This is a genomic window from Streptomyces sp. AC602_WCS936 (assembly GCF_019049125.1).
In the GTDB taxonomy this organism is placed as follows: domain Bacteria; phylum Actinomycetota; class Actinomycetes; order Streptomycetales; family Streptomycetaceae; genus Streptomyces.
On sequence record NZ_JAGMUF010000008.1, the window covers coordinates 232532 to 248823 of the forward strand.

A 16292-nucleotide genomic window follows, 5' to 3' on the forward strand; every position below is an offset into this window, starting at 1 on the left:
CTTCGTGAACAAGGAAACGCCTGTGCCCCGCTCCCTGCGCGCCTACCTCGACCGCTACGCCGCCGGTCTGGTCGGCCGCGAAGAGATGCTCGCCACGGTGGCCGACTGGCCCTTCGAGGAGGAGCAACTGGACGAGGGCCACCCCGAGCCGACCCACCAGGACAACACGCCGTCCGTGGTCGCGGAAGCACGCCTGCTGGGACAGCTGTCCCGGGAAGACGTGGAGGAGATCCAGCTCAGGATAGACCGGCGCCGGTGACGGCCCCGGTACCGGAGAGCAGACTGACGCCCGAGTACCAGGGGCTCTACCGAGAGCTGCAGCGGCGGATGGGCCCGGGCGGCGACCTCTCACCGGGGGATCACGACACGATGGGGCAGTACCGTCGTGGCGTGCTGTGGGCGGCGGACCGCGAACACCTGCACAGCGCCGTGTTGGAGGATTTCAGACACCGGGTGGCGGGCCTGCCCCGGGACGGGCACGCGGCGCTCCTGACCGCCGGTGCGCCCGGCGCGGGCAAGGGCGGCGCGCTGCGCGGCCTCGCCGAGTGGCAGGCGCGGGACGACGGGCTCGGGCGTGCGCTGACCGGGGTGCACGGTGTCGACGTACGGAACTACGTGGTCCTCGACCCGGACGAGTTCAAGGTCGCCCTGTTCGAGCACGGCGGCGCCCCCCACCTTCCCGCGCACGCCCGGGAACTGCCGAACGGGCGTCGGCTGGCACCGTCCGAGACGGCGTCGCTCACCCATCGTGAATCCGCCTACCTGCAAGGGATCTTCGAGCGGTGGGCCCGTACCGAGGGCTACAACCTGCTCTACGACGCCACCCTGCGGGACCAGCGCTGGAACGAGAAACTCCTCGGTGACCTGCAACGCGACGGCTACGGCAAGCGCGTGCTGCTGTCCGTGGAAGTGCCGCTCGAGCAGTGCCTCGCGCAGAACGCGGGCCGCTGGCAGCACGGGCGCGCCGAGTTCGACGCGGGCCGTGACTGGTACGGGGGCCGCATGGCACCCGAGGGGATGATCCGGGACCTGTACGCGCGCAGTACGTCCGGGCGCGGCCACTCCGTCGGCCGGGAGAACGCGGAGAAACTGGTCGCCGGTGGACTGGCGACGGGCTTGATCACCTCGGACCGGGGCGACTTCGCGGGCCGGACGGTCACGCCGCGCACCACGTCGGCCTTCCGGCAGGGTGACGCCCTGGTCCGCATCGCCGCGGCCGGCCGGTTGCGGTCGGGGGCGGGGTCCGGGTCCGGGACACCGACGCCCACCACACCGCCGGCCGCGACCCGCGTTCCGGCCGTCCGCCCGCCCTCGCCCCCTACTCCCCGGACGCCATGAGGCGGTTACTGAGCCGGGGGGCTGAACGAGTCGATGCCGGCGAGGATACGTCGATCGCGCTCAAGGCCGTCCTGCAGCCACCGGCGCTCGAACCTGCTCGGGTCCTTCCGGTAGACCGCACGGCCGCGGTCCGAGGTGAAGCACTCCCCGGGGATCCGGTCGGCGCCCTCCGGGAGGAACTTGAGGACCTCCTCCAGCGCGGCAAGGGCGTAGACGGCCTTCTCGCGGTGGCGACGCTGTTCGGCGGGCGGCGTGTTGAGCAGGCGCAGACTCGCGTCCGTCCCCGCCTCGTCGCTGACCCACATGAACTCGCCCGGATCGATGATCCGCGACGGCTCCCGGCCGCCGAACGCCGGTGGCGCGGGCGGCAGTTCGTCGGACAACCGGAACTCGAACACCCGCGGCCGACCGCACTGGGGGCAGACGCCCTCGTACACCGCGATCATCGCGCCGTCCCGCTGTTCCAGGCGGTGCGAGCGCTCGAAGGTCTCGGCCCCGCAGACACAGGCGTGCAGATCCATGTAGAGGTGCGCTTCTTGCGTCGAGCGGGCGATCAACATGCGAAAATCCTACAGGCCGTGAGGCAGGTCAAAGGGGGAAACGCCAATGGTTCAGAGCCCGCGTGACCACGGGGCTGACCGGGCACGGCCGGACCGGTCCCAGGCACCCGTCACCATCACCGCGACCGATGTCGCGGGCACGCGGTTCACGAGCACCTCTCCCCGTGCCGGGCAGGGCGAGGTCATCGCGCAGGCGGAGGCCGCACTGCCACTGGTCGTGCAGAGCCTGTACGGAGACCGGCTCCGCTGGGCCGGACCGCGGGGAACCGACGGCGACCGCCATTTCGCGCTCACCGACCAGCAAGGCGCCGAACTGACGCTCAGGCTCGACTGTGTCCCCCTGCCGTCCGGCGTCGTGGCACGTACGCACGTCAACACCACGTCGGACAATCACTTCGTCCAGCTCTCCGACCGAATGGACCCGCAACAGGTCGGCCGCGCCCTGAGCCACGAGGTCGGCGAACTGCTGGCCGTGCGGGACCGGGCCGCCGCGAGCGCGGAGCGGGTCCGGCAGGACCTGCTGCGGCGCGGGGAGATCGCCTCGGACCGGTTCAGGCTGTCGGAGGAGGACCTCGGCCGCGTGGGCGAGCTGAACTACCTCGCCGCCCGCATGCAGGACGCGAGCCTGGACGACGGCCGCCGCCGGGAGGCGCGGGGTGAGTTCTCGGCCCTGCTGGACCACACCGGTCTGCGTCCGATCGCTCCCGCCGAGGACACCCGGGCCCGTGCGCTGGAGCAGCATGCCGCCGACATTCGTCTCCGCGCTGTCGGCCCGGAGTTGTCCGCGCTGTCCAGGGAGGCCGTGGCCCGTCTGGCCGTCCCCCTGGAGCAACTGCCTCCGTCCGACGCCCGTGCCCTGCGGGACTTCCGGGAGCACGCCGCGCGGACCCCCTCTGCGGCCGACCTGTCGCCGGGCACCCCTCACCTGCCGGGATTCCGGCCGGACGGAACCGCCATTCCGCGCGCCGAGCTGGCCACGGCGGCGGCCGAGGCGGCGGCGACGCGCACCGAGGTGAGCAGATCGACGCTGGAACAACTCCGTGCGGAGGCGGCAGCCACCGGGGAGTGGCCGACCCGCCAAGTCGTCATCGGCAGTGGCGCGAGCCTCGTCGGCCGGGACCCCGACGCGTTGCTGATCGACGCCCGGGGCCGTTGGCACCTGGACCCCGGTGAGGGCATCGTCCAGTCCGCCGACCAAGTGCGCGACATGCACCTCACGGGGCTGGGGGACGCCCACCAGTTCGGAGACGCCACCAGCCGGGTCCCCCGCGACGCGGTGCGGCTGTGGGAGGACACGCTCGCGGTACGAGGCCCGGTGGTCGACGGGCGGGCCCGGCTGGTGGCGGCCGACGACGGCCGTCTCTACGCCCACGTGCGTCCCAACGACGCCGCGGCCGACCGCTCGCAGGACATGTACGTGCGCGTCGAGGGCATACCCACCATCGCCACCGGCCTGCCGCCGGAAATGGTGCCAGGCGTGGACCGAAGTGTGCAGAACCTGCCCGAGGCGCTCGATGCCCTGGGCCGACGGCTGCCCGCCGACCACGCGGTGCAGCAACGCCTGGCCACCGCGTCCACCGCGCAGCAGACCTTGGCCCTCCTGCGCGACGAAGGGCTGGTGAACGCCCTGCGGTCCGACTCCGGGGCGCGCGCCGCGATGCAGACCCTCGACGCCACAGCACAGTGGGAACACGCACGGGCCGAGGCGCCCGCGCGGGTCTTCATCGGCGACGAGATCGCGGAGAACCGCTTCGACCCACAGGCCCCGGACGCACCGAGGACCTGGGTCGTCGCGGGCGCGGGCGGCACCGGCGTGGCGAACGCCGAGATCATTCTGGAGGCCGATCCAAACGCTCGGGTCACGATCGTCGGCCCGAATCTCCCGCCGGCGCTGGCGAACCAGGTTCAGTTCAATGCGATGCGCCGGCGCTTCGACGCGGAGTTCGGCGGTGACGGACGGCTGACCATCGACATCGCGCCCGGCAACCGCGTCGGCGCCGTCCAGATGTTCACCGGGCAGGACGGCCGGCCACGGTTCCGGGCGGCCAACGTGGAGGCGGAGGCGTACGTCGGCTGCCTGGGCCGTACCTCCCCGTTGCCGAAGACGCTCCAGGAAACGGGCGAGCGGACCAGGGCTTCGGGCGGCCGGATCCACGGTGACCTGATGTTCGACCGGGACCGCCAGTATCTCGGCTACGGCCTCACCTTCGAGTCGGGAGGCCGGCAGTTCCGGGTCGAGGTGACCGGCGCGGCGTCCCGGTCGCTGCCCCGTGACGTCTTCCCGGTGGAGACCCAGCGCGCACTGATGGCGATGAACACCCGGCAGGTCCCCGCCGTGAGCGGCAACGCGGCGCCCGGGTTCGCCCCCACCGCCTGGCAGGCCGCCCACCTGGCGGCGGCCCGGCGGCAGGGAACCGTACAACGCCACGCGACGGTGCCGGAGAGCTGGCAGCGGCCCACCACCGTCGCCCGCTCGACAGCACCGCCGACAGGTGGCACCGCCTCACCGGCCAACCCGGTCGCGGGCGCGGCCCGGGTCCAGCCCGGCCGCCACTCCTCCGCACCGAGAACCGGGCCCGGCAGCGGGCCCGGTCCTTCCGTCCCGGCCCAGCCGCCTCACATCCCCCGTCCACCGGGTCCGGGCAGCAGCGGGGGCGGGCCTGCGCGGTGACGCCACGACGCCGAAGAGGCGGCAGCCCGACAGCTCGCGAACGTTCATCGCGCGATGCCACAAGAAGGGAACAGTCCATGCGGAGGACAAGAACAGCCATGGCAGCGGCGATCCTGGCCGGGACGCTGGTCGCCGGATGCTCATCCGGCGATACAGGCGATACAGGCGATACAGGCGGTCCCGGAAGCGACGGGCGCCCGGGAGCGGGCACTCCCCTCACCGACCTCGACGTGCCCTCCGCGTACACCGGCGACAAGGGCTGGGACCAGGAGATCGACTGGGTGCCCGAGAACGCCGCGACGGACCCGGTGGCCACGGACGGTGAGGCGGTCGCCTACCTGCTCCGGTCCGGCGACGGGTACGCCGTCCAGGTGAGGGACGGTGCCACGGGCAAGGTGCGGTGGACCAGCGCGCCGTACCGGACGCCGGTGGTGGACCCGGACGCTCCCGGCATCCCCGAGACCCCTGGGGTGACCGTGCTCCGGCAGGGCGAGCGGACCTACGTCGCCGCCTGGGCGACCGGCGAGCAGACCGGCGACGCCCTCACCAAGGACCAGGAGGTCGTCCAGGTCGACGTCTACCCGGTGGACGCCGCCGGTGACTCCGTCGCCCCGCTGCACCACGTCGCCGTACCGGTCGACGCGCACAACAGCTCGGTCGAGGTCGGGGACGGCGGGGCCGGACTGCTGATCACCGGGCCGGGTGTCGACCACCACAGCGTGGCGATCGACCTGGAGTCCGGCAAGGTGACGCGGTACGAGGACGCCGCCGGGCTGTTCGCGGACTGCGACTCGGCGATGTGCATCAACAACGAGGTGGTGGCCGTCACGCCCCAGGGGCCCGTGGTGAGCGGGGAGCAGGGGGGCATCGCCGTACCGGGCGGATGGGCCGGCGAGGACATCGCACCGGAGGGTGTCGAGACGGGCCGGACGTTCGTGAGCGGAGAGCAGAACGGAGATCTGGTCGGTGTCCGCGACAGCGTCTTCGTCGCCCGGTGGCAGGCGAGCGACGACTCCGACGTTCCCGTCTGGTCGGCGCACGACCTGACGAGCGGGCGTCTGCTGGCGGCCACGGCCTGTGCGGACGACAAACCGCTCCGGGACCGCACGCTCGTCGTGTCCCCGAACGGCAGGCATGTCGCCTACGGCCCGGTCGCGTTCGACACCGAGACGGGCAAGGCGCTCTGCCTGGCCGGCGACGAGACCCGCCGCACCGTCACCGTCGGCGTCATCGGTGACGACGGCACCGCGTACGGGGTGACCGACGCCGAGACCGCCCCGAAGCCCGTGATCGAGCTGAACGTGAGCGGCACCGCGCCGAAGGCCCTGCCCGAGGGCACCCTGCTTCCGGCCGCTGCACTGAAGGGCGGGGCCCTGTTCACTCAGCGGGAGAACGGCTCCGGTCTGCGGGTGTCGGTCCGGCTGAAGGGCTGAGTCCCGCCCGGGGCGGGCCACGCCCGCGCCGTTGCGCCTCAGGCCGTGATGTCCTTCGTCGTGAACCGCGCCCAGGCCGCCGAGCCGAAGACCGCCGCGTACAGGGCCTGGAGGCCGAGGTTCCGGGTCAGGTCGTCCCAGTAGACCGGTTCGCGCATCAGGTCGGCGAAGGACAGCCAGTAGTGCGAGAAGAAGTACGGCTGGAGGGCGTCGAGCTGAGGGATCTGGTCGAGGATCTGGACGGTGATCACCAGACCGACCGTGGTCGCCATCGCCGCGATGCCGCTGCCGGTCAGGGTCGAGACGAACAGGCCGAGGGCCGCGACGCCGACGAGTGAGGCGGCGACGATCAGGGCGATCAGCAGGGCCCGTCCCAGGCCCTCGGCGTACGTGATCCGGGTGCCGGAGATGGTGATCAGGTCGCCGACCGGGAACAGCAGCGCTCCTACCGCGAGTGCCGAGACCGCGACCACCAGGGTCGCGGCGAGGCAGAAAGCGATCACCGTGGCGTACTTGGTGAGCAGCAGGCGGGTGCGGCCCGCGGGGGCGACGAGGAGATAGCGGAGGGTGCCCGCGCTCGACTCGCCGGCGATCGCGTCGCCGGCGACGACGCCGACGGCCATCGGCAGGAAGAACGGGAGGGTCGCGGCGAGCGCGGTGAAGACCAGGAACAGCCCGTTGTTGCTGATCTGTGAGATGAAGGCGGGGCCTCCGCCGCCCCCGCCCCCGCCCCCGCCGCCTCCGCCGAAGGACGAGCCGTCGCTCGTCTCGATCTTCACGGCGATGCCCACCAGTACCGGCACGGCCGCCAGCACGCCCAGCAGGGCGAGGGTGCGCCAGCGCCGGAAGGTGACCGACAGTTCGCTGCGGAGCAGCCCGAAGGTCCACAGCGGGCTCGGGGTGCGCGCCGGCAGCCGTCGCGTCTCAGCTTGCGACATCGAAGCCCTCCCCGGTCAGCGCCACGAACGCGTCCTCCAGCGACGCCCGTTCCACGCCGAAGCCGCGGACCCGGACGCCGGCCGCGACCAGGGCGGCGTTCAGGTCGGCGAGGTCGCGACCCGGTGGTTCCGCCGTCACCCGGTCCTCGGCGACGACGACGTCACCGGCCCCCTGCTCCTTCAGCACCCGGGCCGCCTCCCCCGCATCCGGCGTGGTCACCACCAGCCGGCCGCGGGCCCCGGCCGACAGGTCGGCGACCGGGCCCTGAGTGATCAGCCGTCCCCGCGCCATCACGGCGGCGTGCGTGCACACCTGCTCGATCTCGTCCAGCAGGTGGGAGGAGAGGAAGACCGTGGTGCCGTCGGAGGCGAGTTCGCGCACCAGTGTGCGGATCTCGCGCATGCCCTGGGGGTCGAGTCCGTTGGTGGGCTCGTCCAGGACCAGCAGGCGGCGCGGCTGGAGCAGCGCCGCGGCGAGCCCGAGGCGCTGCTTCATGCCGAGCGAGTACGCCCTCGCCTTCTTGCCGGCGGCCGCCGCGAGGCCCACCCGGTCCAGCGCGGCGGCGACGCGTTCGCGCCGGGTGCGGGGGTCGGCGGTCGGGTCGGCGGCGTCGTAACGCAGCAGGTTGTCGCGGCCGGAGAGGAAGCCGTACAGGGCCGGGCCCTCGATGAGGGCGCCGACCTGGGGCAGTACCGCGCGGGCGTCGCGCGGGACCGGTCTGCCGAGTACGGCGGCGGTGCCCGAGGTGGGCTCGATCAGGCCCATCAGCATGCGGATGGTGGTGGTCTTGCCGGAGCCGTTGGGGCCGAGGAAGCCGAAGACGCTGCCCGCCGGGACGGCCAGGTCGAGACCGTCCACGGCGAGCTGTCCGCCGCGGTAGCGCTTGGTGAGGGCGCGAGTGGAGATGACGGCGTCGTCCCCGCTCCCGCGCTCCGGGTGCTTACGCTCCGTGGCGGACGGTTCGGCCATCGGCTCCCTCTCCTCGTCGCTCCTGCTACGGTCCGGCGTCTACTGCGCCGCGTCGGCCGCCTTCACCAGCGCGTCCTTGGTGACGGCACCGGCGTAGACCTTGCCGTCGTCCGTGATCAGGGCGTTGACCAGGCGGGTCTTGAAGACCGTGCCGGAGCCGAAGTCGCCCTTGACCTGGTCGCCGAAGGAGCCGAGGAAGCCGCCGAGGGCACCGGCGTCGCCGCCCGCGGAGGCCGTGGGCAGGCCCTGGCCCCCGGTGTCGAAGGTGGCGATGGAGTTCCAGCCCTCGCCGATGACCTCCAGGCCGTCCAGCTCCCCGGCCAGGTCGGCGCCGGCTGTCTCGCGCCCGTGCTCCGGCGCCCCGGCCATCTCGTCGCCCTCGGTGACCTTCGCGCCCTTGGGCGGGGTGAAGTCGAAGGTCGACGCGTCCGGCTTCGCGAAGCTGACCTGGGTGAAGCCCACGTCCACGACGGCGGCGCCGCCGCTCGCCGGGGTGAGCGTGAACTTCAGCGGCATGCCGGTCTTCGCGTCCACCGCGATACTGACGGCGCCGACCGTGGAGCCCTCCTGCTTGGGCTCGATCACCAGTCGGTAGGCGTCCCGGCCGGCCACCTGCGCGGTGCCGTCGACGGTGACGGAGGTGGTGTCGTCGACCGCCTTGAGGGCCTGGTCGGCGAAGTCCTTCGGCGTGGCCGGGACGTCCTGCTCCGGCTTCGACTGCTTCTCCGGCTTCTTCTGTTTCTCCGACTGCCCGGCCGCCTCGGACGTGGTCGAGTGGTAGACCTCGTTGGACGCGCTGTCGTAGCCCCAGACGTCCTTGCCGTCGTGGATCAGGCTGTACTCGGCGGCGTTCTCCAGCAGGGAAAGCTTCTGCCGGTCGGGGCCGTCCGCCGCGACCCGCAGCGTGTGGGTGCCGGACACCAGCTCGGTGAGCTTGGCCGACGGGTCGGCGGCGGAGCCGCCTTCCTCACCGGCCGCACCCGGCGCGCCGGACATACCGGACATCAGGCCACTTTCCAGGCCACCGAGGTTCGGCAGGCCCAGATCCGTGGTGATCTTCACCGTGCCGGACAGCTGCTCGACGTCCGACTTGGCGATCTTCTCTATGAGTTGTTCCGCCGTGACCTTCGGGAGGTCCGGGTCCCCGGAGTCGGCGATCGCGGGGACGAGCCCGATCGTCGCGGCCGCCACTCCCATCACCGCGACCGGGACGACGTAGCGCGCGGCCTTGCGCCGTCCGGCGCGCGAGTCCTCGCCCTCCCCGGCGGTCCTGTTGTCGTCGGAATCGATCGGTGCCATCTGTGCCCTACCTCCGTCGTCGGCGGCGGCTGTCTCGCGACCTCGCACTCGTCGTCTCACCCGTGAGCCGCCATTCTCACCCGAATCGGTGAGGATTGGTGTTTTCCGTGGTGTCCATCTGACCAAATCGGCCGGGAAGAAGCGTCAGACCGCGGACTCAACTCCGCGTACTCCTGCGGGATGACACGGACGGGCCGCGCCTCCCCCGGCCCGTAGGGGGCGGGGTACGCCTACGACGTGAGGCGGGTCACCGCGCCGCGCGTTCAGCCGGCCCGGTGCACCACGGCGTCGCACAGCTCCACCAGCGCGGACTTCGCCTCGCACTCCCGCAGCGGGGCCAGCGCCGCCCGGGCGTCCCTGGCGTACCGGACGGTGTCCTTGCGCGCCTGTTCCAGCGCGGGGTGGGCGCGCAGCAGGCGCAGCGCCTCGGCGTGCCGGACGTCGTCGCTCAGGTCGGAGTCGAGCAGCTCGGACAGGGCGATGTCCTCGGCGAGCCCCAGCCGCTCCGCGCGCTCGCGCAGCCGCAGCACCGGCAGGGTCGGGATGCCCTCGCGCAGGTCGGTCCCGGGGGTCTTGCCGGACTCGTGGGAGTCGGAGGCGATGTCCAGGACGTCGTCCGCGAGCTGGAAGGCGACGCCGAGCCGCTCGCCGTACTGGGTGAGCACGTCGACGACCGTCTCGTCGGCGCCGGACATCATCGCGCCGAACCGGCAGGAGACCGCCACCAGCGACCCCGTCTTGCCGCCCAGCACGTCCAGGTAGTGGTCGACCGGGTCACGTCCGTCCTGCGGTCCGGCCGTCTCGAGGATCTGGCCGGTGACCAGCCGCTCGAACGCCAGGGCCTGCACGCGGACCGCCTCGGGCCCGAGGTCGGCGAGGATCTGGGAGGCGCGGGCGAAGAGGAAGTCGCCGGTGAGGACGGCGACCGAGTTGCCCCAGCGGGTGTTGGCGCTCGACACCCCGCGGCGCACAGCGGCCTCGTCCATCACGTCGTCGTGGTACAGGGTGGCGAGGTGGGTCAGCTCGACGACGACGGCCGAGGGCACGATGCCGGGGGCGTAGCGGTCGCCGAACTGGGCCGAGAGCATCACCAGCAGTGGCCGGAACCGTTTGCCGCCGGCCCGCACCAGGTGCTGGGCGGCCTCCGTGATGAAGGGCACCTCGCTTTTGGTTGCCTCAAGCAACCCTTCCTCGACCGCAACCAATCCGGCCTGGACATCGGCTTCCAGAGCCTGGTCCCGCACGCTCAGCCCGAACGGCCCGACGACGGTCACGAGGGGTCTCCTGTCTGCTGGTGTCTACTGGCGATTACCTGGTTTGTCGATAGGTCGCTGCCACCACTCAAGTCAGCGTATCCGGTCACGTTTCGATCACCGCTAGCGCCCACCGTTACAGGCCGGTCGGTATCGGATCATGCGCGGTATGTTTTTGATCAGGCGATATGAGCAGATATCGATCGACATCCTCGAGGCCGAAAGCCGCCACCGAAGATCACATCACTCCTCCCAACGGCCCGCACTCCGAGTACGTCACCCACTCGGCCCTCCCTCCGATACGTATCCGATACGAACGCATGCCCGCACGACGCGCTCGTGAACACCGGACGGCGCGGCGGCCGAATACGAAGCCCACCCGACGGCACCCCGAACCGGCCACGCACCCGCCTCCGAAGCCCTCCCAACCTGCGGACGATTGACTCACACTTAAGCTGAATGCCCGATTTGCCGCTCTTGTTGAGGGCGGTGAGTTGGCTCACTTCACGCCGCCCGCAGGCAACCCGGCCGCCGACTGCGCCCTCCCTTTGCCCCGCAAGCGAGTTGAAGCTTGGCAGCCGCAAAGGATCAAGCGCCCCAAATGCCCCAGACCAAGGTCAACAGGCGCGTTGGGTGATTCCTGCACTTGTTCCGGACATGTGCTCTCGCATACGTTCCCGGCCTGTCGGGCGGACGCCGAATCCTGCCACCGCCCGGACGCACAGTCATCCGCCAACACACTCGCCGGCAGGAGCGGGGGACCCAGGTAAGTCGCCGCACCGGTCACCACCGGAGCGGCTAGGGGTGAAGCCGTGCCCGTCAGGGCCCGGCCGGGCACCTCCCCGCCCGAACCCGACAGCTCACCTCGCAGGCGTAAGGAGAGGGACTCAGCATGTCTGCCAACGGTCAGAACCGTCACGCCCGCACCAGCCGCCTCGCCCGCAAGCTCGCTGTCGCCGGCACCGGCGCCGCGGTGCTCGCCCTGCCGCTCATCGGTGCCACCAGCGCCTCCGCGGCCACCCCGGCCGCCGCGCCGGCCGCAGCCACCGCCACGACGACGTACTCGAACACCCTCGACGGCTGGATCCGGGAGTCGCTGGACGTCATGGCGCAGCACGGCATCCCGGGCACGTACGAGGGCATTCACCGCAACATCATGCGGGAGTCGTCCGGCAACCCGCTCGCCATCAACAACTGGGACATCAACGCCGTCAACGGCACCCCGTCCAAGGGCCTGCTCCAGGTGATCGACCCGACCTTCCAGGCGTACCACGTGCCCGGCACCTCCTGGGACCCGTACGACCCGGTCGCCAACATCACCGCCGCCTGCAACTACGCGGCCGACCGCTACGGCTCGATCGACAACGTCTTCGGCGCGTACTGAGCCGTACCAGGCGCGTACTGAGCCGTACCAGGCGCGTACTGAGCTGAGCTGCGCTAAGAGGTACTGAAGATCCGTTCGAGGACGACGGCCACGCCGTCGTCCTCGTTCGTCGTGGTGACCTCGTCGGCGACCGCCTTGAGTTCGGGGTGGGCGCCGGCCATGGCGACGCCGTGGGCCGCCCAGTGGAACATGGGGATGTCGTTGGGCATGTCCCCGAAGGCGATCGTCCGCCGCCGGCCCACTCCCAGGCGCTCGGCGGCCAGCGCGAGGCCGGTCGCCTTGGTGATGCCGCACGGCTGGAGCTCCACCGTCCCCGGACCCGACATGGTGACCGTGGCCAGCGAGCCGACCACCGCGCGCGCCGTCGCCGCCAACTCGTCGTCGGACAGGTCGGGGTGACGCAGCAGCACCTTGCTGATCGGCGTGGCCCACAGTTCGTCGCGCCGGTCGACGCGCACCGCGGGCAGCGTCGGGTGGGGCATCAGGTACCCGGGCTCGATGAGGGTGAGGCCGTCCACCCCGTCCTGGTCGACCGCGGCGTACACCTGCCCGACCTCCGCCTCGATCTTGCCGAGCGCGGTTTCGGCCAGTTCCCGGTCCAGGGTGACCGACCAGAGCATCCGGTGCGCGCCCGCGTCGTACACCTGCGCGCCCTGTCCGCACACCGCGAGCCCCGTGCAGCCGAGGCGGTCCAGGAGGGGGCGCACCCGGGGCGCCGGCCGCCCCGTCACCACCAGGTGCCGCGCACCGGCGCCGGCCGCCCGGGCCAGCGCGGCCAGCGACCGGTCGGAGACCGTGTCGTCGCCGCGGAGCAGCGTGCCGTCGAGGTCGGTGGCGACGAGTGAATATGCGGTGCGGTCCATGATCAGAGAATACGGACGCGGCACGTGCCCGACTCACCCGCGACCGCTTCCGGACCGCTTCCGAACGAGGACGCCGCGAGTACGTCCGACTACGCACGACGACGCCCGAACGTGTCCGAAACCTGGCACATCATCGGCTAAAGCCGGTTAAAGGCCTGTGCACCGGTTGGCAACAAGATGGTCCGCTGCCTACCGGCCGGGCGGCCCCGGAGGTACCTTCCTTGTGTCCAGGGGGGACTTGATCGGGGGGTCGGGTTGAACAGCGGACGTGTGCGTGTGCTCAGGCCGGAGGAACTGGGCGAGGGGGAACGGGAACGCTGGCGCGAGCTGCGCGCCAAGTCGTCGGCACCACGCAATCCGTTCATGGAACCGGAGTTCACCGAGGTCGTGGGCCGGGTACGGCCGCGGGCGCGGGTGGCGGTGGTGTACGACGGCGGCGAGGCGGCGGGTTTCCTGCCGCACGAGCGCGGGCCGCTGGGGCAGGGCCGCGCGATCGGGCTCGGGGTGTCGGACTGCCAGGGGGCGGTGCTCCGCCAGGACCTCGCCCCGGACACCCGCCGACTGCTGCGGGCCTGCTCCCTGTCCAGCTTCGCCTTCGACAACCTGGAGGCGGAGCAGGGACTGTTCGTGCCGCACGCCGCCGAGGAGCACGCCACCTACGTCATCGACGTGGAGCAGGGGTACGCGGCGTACGAGAGCGCGTTGCGCGCGCGGTCGCCGAAGTTCCTGAAGACGACCCTCGCCAAGGAGCGCCGGCTCGGCCGCCAGGTCGGGGACGTGCGCTTCGTCTTCGACGAGCGGGACCCGGCCGCGCTGCGCGCCCTCATGGGCTGGAAATCGGCGCAATACCGCAGGACGGGGCGCCGGGACCGGTTCGCCCAGGAGTGGATCACCCGGCTCGTCGGGCGGCTGGCCGGGACCCGGGCGACCGAGTGCACGGGCACGCTGTCCGTGCTCTACGCCGGCGGACGGCCGATCGCCGCCCACTTCGGGCTGCGCTCGGCGACGGTCCTGGCGTGCTGGTTCCCGGCGTACGACCCGGACTTCGCCAAGTACTCGCCGGGGCTGGTCCTGCACCTGCGGATGGCCGAGGCCGCAGCTGCCGAGGGCATCGGCATGCTCGACATGGGGCGGGGCCCGGCGGAGTACAAGGACTCGCTGAAGACCGGCGAACTGCCCGTGTACGAGGGCGCGGCGACGCGTCCGGGAGCGGGCGCCGCGCTGCACTGGCTGGGCCGCGAACCGGTCCGCCGCGCGCACGGTTTCGTGCGCGGGAGGCCGCGGCTGGCGTCGCTGGCGGTGCGGACGCTGCGGGGAGCGGGCCGGCTGCGCCGGTCGTGACGGCGCGCAGGTCGTTCGGGATGTTTCGGGATGCAGAGGGCAACCACGAGGGGGTGGGCGCATGGCCGGTGGGCGGCGTGCGCGGCGGGAGACACGGCGGGAGATCGAGCAGTTCCTGGGCATCGGGCCGGTGCAGGTCGCCGAACTGGATCTGCCCGGTGCTCGGGGGGCGGCGGGGGCGGGGGGCGACCCTGGCGACGAGGGCGTAGCGCTGAGACCGGGGCCGGGCGGCCCACCGGTCACGCCCGGTTCGGTGTTCGTACTGGTCAGACGTGCGGGGCAGCCCGTCGGCACCCTCCTCGGGCAGGTGCCCGACGGCGCGGACCCGGTGGCGGTGCTGGCCGGGCTCGCCCGGGAGCTGCCCCCGCAGGCGCCGCCGGAGCCGTTGCCCGTGCCGCCGTCCGCCAGTGTCGTGGTCGCCACCCGGGAACGCGCCGGCCAACTGGCCCGCGCCCTGGACTCGCTGCTCGCCCAGGACCACCCGGACTTCGAGGTCGTCGTCGTCGACAACGCGCCCGTGACCGAGGAGACCCGGGAACTGGTCGAGCGGAAGTACGGCGAGCGGGTGCGGTACGTATGCGAACCGGTGCCGGGACTCGCCATCGCGCACAACCGGGGCCTGGCGGCCGTACGCGGCCAGGTGGTCGCCTTCACCGACGACGACGTGGTCGCCGACCCGCGCTGGCTCACCGAACTGACCGCGCCCTTCGCCACCGACCCGGGACTGGGCTGTACCACGGGGCTGATCCTGCCCGCGCGGCTGCGCACCCCCGCCCAGGTGCTGCTGGAGAGCCACGGCGGCTTCGCGAAGGGGTTCACCCCGCGCACGTACGACCCGGCGCACCCGCCCGCCGGCGAGCCGCTGTTCCCGTTCACCGCGGGCCGCTTCGGCTCCGGCGCCAACATGGCCTTCCGCACGGCGGTGCTGCGTTCGGTGGGCGGCTTCGACCCGGCGACCGGCGCGGGCACACGGGCGCGTGGCGGCGACGACCTCTACGGGTTCGTCCGCGTCCTCGCCGAGGGGCGGCGGCTGCGGTACACGCCGAGCGCGCTGGTCTGGCACCACCACCGGGAGACCTGGCGGGACCTGGAGACGCAGGCGTACGGCTACGGCGCCGGCCTCACCGCGTACCTCACGGCGATCCTGGTGAACCGGCCCGCGCTGCTGCCGGCCTTCCTCGCGCGGGTGCCGGGCGGGCTGGTTCACGCGCGGGGGCTGACGGCCGTGCGCGCGATCGGTGCGGGGGGCGGTGCGGGTGGCGGTTCCGGTGACGCGGGGGCGGGGGCGGGCGTGCCGGGTGGGCACGACTCCCGTACGCATCCCTGGCCGCGGCGGCTGTCCCGGCTGCAGCGCCGGGGCATGCTGTACGGCCCCGTCGGCTATCTGCGCGCCCGCCGGGCGCTGCGTACGGTCGGGCTGGAGGCGAGATGAACGAGGGGACGACCGCGCACATACCGGTCTTCCTGTACCACGCGGTGATGGACGACCCGCCCTCGTGGATCGCCGAGTTCACCGTCCGCCCCAAGGAGTTCGCGGCGCACCTCGACGCGATCGCCGACAGCGGCCGGACGCCCGTCACCATCAGCGTGCTCGCCGACCACCTCGCCGGGCGGGCCCCGCTGCCGCCCCGGCCGGTACTGCTCACCTTCGACGACGGCTTCGCCGACCTGCCCGGCCCCACGGCCGAGGTGCTGGCCGAGCGCGGGATGCCCGCCACCGCGTACTTGACCACCGGAGCCATCGCCCCCGGCGGCCGCAGCCTGCTGCCGCCCGCGCCGATGATGACGCTGGGCGAGGCGGCGGAGCTGGAACGTTCCGGCATGGAGATCGGCAGCCACACCGTCACCCATGCCCAGCTCGACACCCTGTCCGCCAAGGACCTGGCGTACGAACTGCGCAGGTCCAAGGCGGTACTGGAAGACGCCCTCGGGCATCCGGTGCGCCACCTCGCCTATCCGCACGGCTACAACAGCGCGAAGGTGCGGTCACTGTCGGCCCGCGCCGGGTACGAGACGGCCACCGCGGTGCGGCACGCGCTCAGTTCGGACCGCGACGAGCGGTACCGCATCGCAAGGCTCATCGTGCGGCAGAGCCACACGGTCGCCGACGTGGCGGGATGGCTGGCGGGAGACGGCGCCCGGATCGCCCCCTACCGGGACGGTCCGAAAACGGTGGCGTGGCGCTGGTACCGGCGAGGCCGGGCCATGGTCCGGGGGCCCGAGTTCGCCGGGTGACGACCGC

General features: G+C 72.4%; 14 protein-coding genes and 1 riboswitch. Of the genes, 8 read left to right on the forward strand and 6 right to left on the reverse strand.

The genetic code is table 11. The annotated features are described in order from the left end of the window. Positions 1-4 precede the first annotated feature (4 nt). Positions 5-259 carry a hypothetical protein gene (locus tag KUM03_RS03850; RefSeq protein ID WP_217245554.1) on the forward strand — a complete coding sequence of 85 codons (255 nt, stop codon included), beginning with the start codon at positions 5-7 and terminating at the stop codon, positions 257-259. Continuing rightward, complete coding sequence (locus KUM03_RS03855) at positions 256-1338, forward strand: zeta toxin family protein (protein ID WP_217245555.1); 1083 nt, start codon at positions 256-258, stop codon at positions 1336-1338. Before KUM03_RS03850 ends, KUM03_RS03855 begins: the two co-directional genes overlap by 4 nt. Positions 1339-1343: 5 nt before the next feature. On the opposite strand, the gene KUM03_RS03860 is transcribed toward KUM03_RS03855, so the two are convergent. Beyond that, entirely contained in the window at positions 1344-1898 is a 555-nt protein-coding gene (locus KUM03_RS03860; RefSeq protein ID WP_217245556.1) for a hypothetical protein, read from the reverse strand. 46 nt (positions 1899-1944) lie between these two features. On the opposite strand from KUM03_RS03860, the gene KUM03_RS03865 reads away from it, so the two are divergent. Both KUM03_RS03865 and KUM03_RS03870 read left to right on the forward strand, forming a co-directional pair. Further along, a complete protein-coding gene (locus tag KUM03_RS03865) occupies positions 1945-4569 on the forward strand; it encodes a hypothetical protein (protein ID WP_217245557.1) in 2625 nt (874 codons plus the stop codon). Between the two features lie 230 nt (positions 4570-4799). Then, entirely contained in the window at positions 4800-6002 is a 1203-nt protein-coding gene (locus KUM03_RS03870; protein ID WP_308406247.1) for a hypothetical protein, read from the forward strand. Between the two features lie 38 nt (positions 6003-6040). Here KUM03_RS03870 and KUM03_RS03875 read toward each other — a convergent pair whose 3' ends face one another. The 4 genes from KUM03_RS03875 to KUM03_RS03890 form a co-directional block, all read right to left on the reverse strand. Beyond that, positions 6041-6940, reverse strand: a complete 900-nt coding sequence (locus KUM03_RS03875) for an ABC transporter permease (RefSeq protein ID WP_217245559.1) — start codon at positions 6938-6940, stop codon at positions 6041-6043. Next, on the reverse strand, positions 6927-7910 hold the full coding sequence (locus KUM03_RS03880) for an ABC transporter ATP-binding protein (protein ID WP_217245560.1): 984 nt from the start codon (positions 7908-7910) through the stop codon (positions 6927-6929). Before KUM03_RS03880 ends, KUM03_RS03875 begins: the two co-directional genes overlap by 14 nt. Before the next feature lie 39 nt (positions 7911-7949). Continuing rightward, positions 7950-9209, reverse strand: coding sequence for a DUF2092 domain-containing protein (locus tag KUM03_RS03885; protein WP_217245561.1), 1260 nt, complete (start codon positions 9207-9209; stop codon positions 7950-7952). A gap of 263 nt (positions 9210-9472) precedes the next feature. Next, positions 9473-10483 (reverse strand): polyprenyl synthetase family protein, encoded by a 1011-nt coding sequence (locus KUM03_RS03890; protein ID WP_217245562.1) that lies wholly within the window; start codon positions 10481-10483, stop codon positions 9473-9475. A 699-nt stretch (positions 10484-11182) separates the two neighbouring features. Next, positions 11183-11350: riboswitch (cyclic di-AMP (ydaO/yuaA leader) on the forward strand. 4 nt (positions 11351-11354) lie between these two features. Between KUM03_RS03890 and KUM03_RS03895 the strand changes: the two genes are divergently transcribed. Next, positions 11355-11846 carry a transglycosylase SLT domain-containing protein gene (locus KUM03_RS03895; protein WP_217245563.1) on the forward strand — a complete coding sequence of 164 codons (492 nt, stop codon included), beginning with the start codon at positions 11355-11357 and terminating at the stop codon, positions 11844-11846. Between the two features lie 53 nt (positions 11847-11899). On the opposite strand, the gene KUM03_RS03900 is transcribed toward KUM03_RS03895, so the two are convergent. Continuing rightward, positions 11900-12709 carry an HAD family hydrolase gene (locus KUM03_RS03900; RefSeq protein ID WP_217245564.1) on the reverse strand — a complete coding sequence of 270 codons (810 nt, stop codon included), beginning with the start codon at positions 12707-12709 and terminating at the stop codon, positions 11900-11902. 276 nt (positions 12710-12985) lie between these two features. On the opposite strand from KUM03_RS03900, the gene KUM03_RS03905 reads away from it, so the two are divergent. From KUM03_RS03905 to KUM03_RS03915, 3 genes are all read left to right on the forward strand, one after another. Beyond that, positions 12986-14050, forward strand: coding sequence for a GNAT family N-acetyltransferase (locus KUM03_RS03905; protein WP_217245735.1), 1065 nt, complete (start codon positions 12986-12988; stop codon positions 14048-14050). A gap of 61 nt (positions 14051-14111) precedes the next feature. After that, positions 14112-15482: a glycosyltransferase family 2 protein gene (locus KUM03_RS03910; protein WP_217245565.1), complete on the forward strand. Its 1371-nt coding sequence runs from the start codon at positions 14112-14114 to the stop codon at positions 15480-15482. Continuing rightward, complete coding sequence (locus tag KUM03_RS03915) at positions 15479-16285, forward strand: polysaccharide deacetylase family protein (RefSeq protein WP_217245566.1); 807 nt, start codon at positions 15479-15481, stop codon at positions 16283-16285. The genes KUM03_RS03910 and KUM03_RS03915 overlap by 4 nt, the downstream gene beginning before the upstream one ends. The last annotated feature ends 7 nt before the right edge of the window (positions 16286-16292 follow it).